The organism is Roseateles sp. (assembly GCF_036486225.1).
Lineage (GTDB): Bacteria > Pseudomonadota > Gammaproteobacteria > Burkholderiales > Burkholderiaceae_C > Roseateles.
Genome location: NZ_DASVNZ010000067.1, coordinates 1 through 4849 on the forward strand (window position 1 = coordinate 1; position 4849 = coordinate 4849).

Annotated in this window: 3 protein-coding genes; all 3 read right to left on the bottom strand. The window is 70.0% G+C overall.

The features are described from left to right. Positions 1–138: 138 nt before the first annotated feature. A complete protein-coding gene (gene rpoH / locus VF536_RS05165) occupies positions 139–1053 on the bottom strand; it encodes an RNA polymerase sigma factor RpoH (RefSeq protein ID WP_331613735.1) in 915 nt (304 codons plus the stop codon). 157 nt (positions 1054–1210) lie between these two features. Continuing rightward, positions 1211–3886, bottom strand: a complete 2676-nt coding sequence (locus VF536_RS05170; protein ID WP_331613736.1) for a CHASE domain-containing protein — start codon at positions 3884–3886, stop codon at positions 1211–1213. 211 nt (positions 3887–4097) lie between these two features. Continuing rightward, positions 4098–4849 (bottom strand): TolC family protein (locus VF536_RS05175; RefSeq protein WP_331613737.1); only part of this gene is annotated, 752 nt, incomplete at its 5' end.

Here is a 4849-nt window from a genome sequence, read left to right on the forward strand (position 1 = left end):
CATGTTCCACAAATCGGGCCGGCCCCCTGGCCCCCGCAGGCCTCCGGCACGAGTTGTGGATACCCGAAAAGACCGAAGGCCCCGCATCGCGGGGCCTTCTTCATGGGGCGTCGATCCGGGGATCGAGCGACTCGTGGGTCAAGCGGCTTCCGCCACCATCGCCTTGCGCATCTTCTTCATCGCGGCAACTTCGATCTGCCGGATGCGTTCCGCGGAGACGTCGTACTCGGCCGCCAGTTCGTGCAGCGTCATGCCGCCCGAACCGTCGTCGTTGACGTTCAGGTAGCGCTCCGTGACGATGCGGCGGCTGCGGTCGTCGAGCAGTTCGAGCGCCTTGTGCAGACCGTCCGTGGCCAGGCGGTCGCGCGACTTGGACTCGATCACCCGCGTCGGTTCCTGCGTGTCGTCCGCCAGGTAGGCGATCGGCGCGAAGGTCTCTCCGTCGTCGTCGGTCTGCGGCTCCAGCGCGACGTCGCCGCCGGAGAGCCGCGTCTCCATCTCGACCACGTCCTCGGGCTTGACGTTGAGCTCTTCCGCCACCAGCGCGATCTCGGCTTCCGTCAGCGAAGTGCGCTGCTGGTTCTCGGCGTGTTCCTTCAGCGCGTGCTTCTTCGAGCGCAGGTTGAAGAACAGCTTGCGCTGCGCCTTGGTCGTCGCGACCTTGACCATGCGCCAGTTCTTCAGGATGTACTCGTGGATCTCGGCCTTGATCCAGTGCATCGCGTACGAGACCAGACGGACGTTCTGATCCGGATCGAAGCGCTTGACCGCCTTCATCAGGCCCACGTTGCCTTCCTGGATCAGGTCGCCCTGCGGCAGCCCGTAGCCCAGGTACTGGCGCGAGATCGACACCACCAGCCGCAGGTGCGACAGCACCAGCCGACCGGCCGCGTCCACGTCGCCATGCGTCTTCAGACGCGTGGCGTAATCCTTCTCTTCTTCCGGCGTCAGCAGCGGGATGTGGTTGATCGCCGTGATGTACGCATCCAGATTCCCGAGCGATGGCACCAGGGACCAGGGATCGCGGACCTTCAATGCAAGGGTGTTGGACATGTGTTCGTTGCTCCTGTATCGGGCCGGTCCTCCGACCCGACGCTGGGAATATTAGCACTCATGCGGGAGGAGTGCTAAAGCTCGCCAAATCGGGTGGGTTACGGGAGGGCTACCCATGAAAACGAGTGTGTGCCCGCCGGCTTAGGATCAACTTAAGTCATTGATCTATCGAAGAAATCGGCAGATCAAAACTGAATGTCGTCCCCTCGCCGACGGTGCTGCTCACTCGCAGCCGGCTGCCCATCAATTCCAGCAGCCGCTGCGTGATCACCAGACCGATCCCGGTGCCTTCGATGCCGCCGATCTCCCGGCCCAGGCGGTTGAACGGCTGGAACAACTGCGCCATCTGCGCCTCGGTCAGGCCGGCACCGGTGTCGGTGACGCTGAGTTCAATCTGCGAATCTTCTGTCCGCCGCGCCCGGAGCCAGACCTGCCCGCCGTCGTGGTTGTACTTGACGGCGTTGCTGAGCAGGTTGGTCAGGATCTGCTTGAGGCGCGTGGCATCGGCACGCAGACGATGGACGTCCGGCGCCAGCTCGACGGCGATGGTCACCCCGCGACGCTGCCGCTGGGTCTCGATCATCGCCAGGCTGTCCGACACGATGGGCGCCAGCTCCTGGTCGCCGATCTGCACGCGCAGGCCGCCGGCGTCCAGCCGCGAGAGGTCCAGGGTGTCGTTGATCATCGCCAGCAGGTGCCAGCCCGACTGCTGGATCTGCGTCAGCCACCCGCGCTGCCGGGGGCTGAGCGTCGGATCGTGGTCCGACTCGAGCAACTGCGAGAACCCCAGCATCGCGTTGAGCGGGGTGCGCAGCTCATGGCTCATCCGCGAGAGGAATTCATTCTTGGCCCGGTTGGCGGCCAGTTCGGCCTCGTGGATGCGCTCCAGCTCGGCGAGCCGGAGCTGCTCGCCGATGTCCTCGACCACGCCCAGCAGCCGCGACGGCTGCCCTTGTGCGTCGCGCAGCAGGCTGACGGTGGAGCGGACCGTGATCACCTGGCCCTGGCCGCCGATGTAGCGCTTGATGCGGCTGTAGCGGCCGAGCTCGCCGCGGATCAGCGCCATGCCCAGGCGGCTGTCCTCCGCGCGGTCTTCGGGATGGGTGATCGCCATGATGGAGCGCGCCTGCAATTGCTCGACGCTCATGCCCAGCAACTGGCAGAAGTAGGGGTTGATCTCCTGCGGCCGCGCGTTGAGGTCGCAGGAGACGACGCCGATGGGCGCGTGCTCGACGATGGTCCGGAAGCGTTCCTCGCTGACGCGCAGGCGATGGGTGGCCTCCTCGACGCGCCGGGCGACCCGCGCGGTGCTGCCGGTGACCGACAGCAGCAGCAGCCCCAGCAGCGCGGTGCCGACCAGTCCCGCGATCGCGAAGGGCAGGGCGGCGCCGCCGTCCAGCGCCGGCAGCCCCGCCGGGTTGTAGACGACCAGGCGCCAGGCGCGCCCGGCGAAATCGAAGTCGCGCGACTGGCTGGGCAATGCGGCGGGCAGGTGGCGGCAACGCTCGTCGCCGGCCAGCAGCGGACGATGGGTGCCGGAGGTGGTGTCGATCAGGCAGTAGTCGAGCCGCCCGGCGCGCGCCGGCAGCGCGTCGTGCAGCAGCGCCTCCGGACGCAGCGTCGCGAAGGCCACGCCGGTCGGCTTGCGGGCGCGACCTGCGGCGTCGCGCGGGTCCGTGGAGCCGCCCTCGTAGAGCGCGCGGTAGACCACGACGCCCATCAGCGTCACGCCCGCGTCCTGCGAGAGCGGGAAACTTTCGCTGGCCGCCGGCTCGCCGGTCGCCATCGCGCGTTGCTGCGCGGCGCGCGCCTGCGGGATGTTGCGGATGTTGGCGCCCATCGCCGGCCGGTTGCGGGCGAAGGGCGCGATGAGCCGGATCGGCAGACGGTCCTCCGCCGGATCCTGGTCCAGGTCGCCGGGCCGTCGCCGTTCGTAGACGCGATAACCGACGTAGCCGTCGGCCTGGGCCGCCTGCTCGAAGGCGGGCAGGTCGCGCGGACGCACCAGCGGCGCCCAGCCCACCGCGTACACGGCGCCGCCGGCGCGCGCCCGCTCGGCATGGGCGCGTTCGAAGTCGCGGCGGCTGATGTCCGGCGCGACCAGCAGCAGGCTGTGGTTGGCCTCGAGCGCGTTCAGCGGCATCGCCAGCGTGTCCGACAGCGTGTTCAGCGCATTGACCGCCTCCAGGTCGAAGGCGTGGCGCCGCCGGCCCTCCTCGTTGCGGGCGACGTGCAGGGTGGCGCCGAACAGCAGCGCGCAGGCGACCAGCATCGGCAGCGCGACGCTCAGCCGGCGCGGCGCCCAGTGCCTGCGCGGCAGGCCGAACAGCGCCAGCGACACCGGCGCGCCGATGAGCACGCCGATCGCGTCGCCGACCCACCAGGCGACCCAGTGCGACACGACCTGCGTCGGCCCGATCGCGCCGGCGATCCACAGCGCCGCGACGCCGAAGCTCGGACCGACGAGGCAGGCGACACCGGCCGTCGCGGCGAGAAAACGCACCAGCTCGGCGGGCTCGCACAGCGGCGGGTGTTCGCCCGTCCAACGTCTCGCGAGCCACGCACCCAGCCATGCCTGCAAGGCGCCGCCGAGGCCGATCAGCAGGTGCTGCAGCGGCTGGATGTGTGAGCGCTCGATCCCGAGCGTGAGGCTGACCGCCGCGCCGCCGATCGCGATGCCCGGCAGCACGCCGGGCCCCCAGCGCAAGGCGGCGGCGACCGCGAGGCCGGCGGCGGGATAGATCGGGGAGACGAAGTCCGGCGGCAGGATCAGCTTCAGCGCCAGCACGCCGAGCGCAGCGTAGGCCAGCGCGAGGGCGATGTTCAGGAGCACCAGGCGGACCGTGCTCGGGGTGCTTGCGACTGACGGAGCGGCAGACGAAGCGGAAGACGGAGCGGGGGAGGGCGCGTCGGTCATGAACGCCAGCCTACCTCGCCGCGACCTGCCCGATACGACGGATTGCCCCCGGATCGGGCGCTTGTCCTACGAAACCAACGGCGGCCTCATTCGGGCCTCATCCGGGCCTCATGCGGCTTCAGCGGCCTCATGCCGGCAGGTCCCACCCCAGCCCCAGGCTCTTCTGCAAGGCGACGAAGTCTTTCAGCAGCGCGGACTCGCCGTCCAGCGCCTTCAGCCGCGCATCGGTGTCGCGGCGCTGCGCGTCGAGCAGGTCGATCTGGCTCGCGGCGCCGGCCTCGCGGCGTTGCCGCGTCAGGTCCAGCGTCCGGCCCGTGGACCCGAGTTGCGCGCGCAGATGCTGCAGCGACTGGCGCTGCCGGCCGAAGCGCGCCAGCGACGTGTTGGCATCCTGCAGCGCGCCCAGCACGGCGGACCGGTAGTTGGCGACGGCCTCGTCGCGGTCGGCATCGGCCTCGCGCACCGCCGCGGCCGTTCGGCCGAAGTCGAGGAAGTTCCAGCTCAGGTAAGGCACGGCGGCCAGTGCCAGGTTGTCCGTGCGCAGCAGCTTGCCCGGCGCGGTGCCGGCGACGCCGATGTTGCCGAGCAGGCTGAGCTTGGGGAAGTACTTCGCCGTCTCCTGGCCGATCTTCGCGTTGCGGCCGGCGAGGCGCCGCTCCGCCGCGCGGATGTCCGGACGTCGCTGCAGCAGCGAGGCGGGATCGCCGATGGCGACGCGGTCCGGCGCGTGCGGCAGCACGGGCAGCGCGGACGTCGTGGGCGTCACGGCGGCCAACTGCTCGTCGAGCGCCCCGGGCGCCTGGCCGGTCAGCAACGCGAGCCGGTCGAGGGAGGCGGCGATCTCCGCCGCCACGTCCGCGAGCGAAGACTGCGTCGCTT

Bases quoted from the DNA above. Each gene is read 5' to 3' on its own strand.
- rpoH (WP_331613735.1), bottom strand. From the start codon at position 1,053: ATGTCCAACACCCTTGCATTGAAGGTCCGCGATCCCTGGTCCCTGGTG.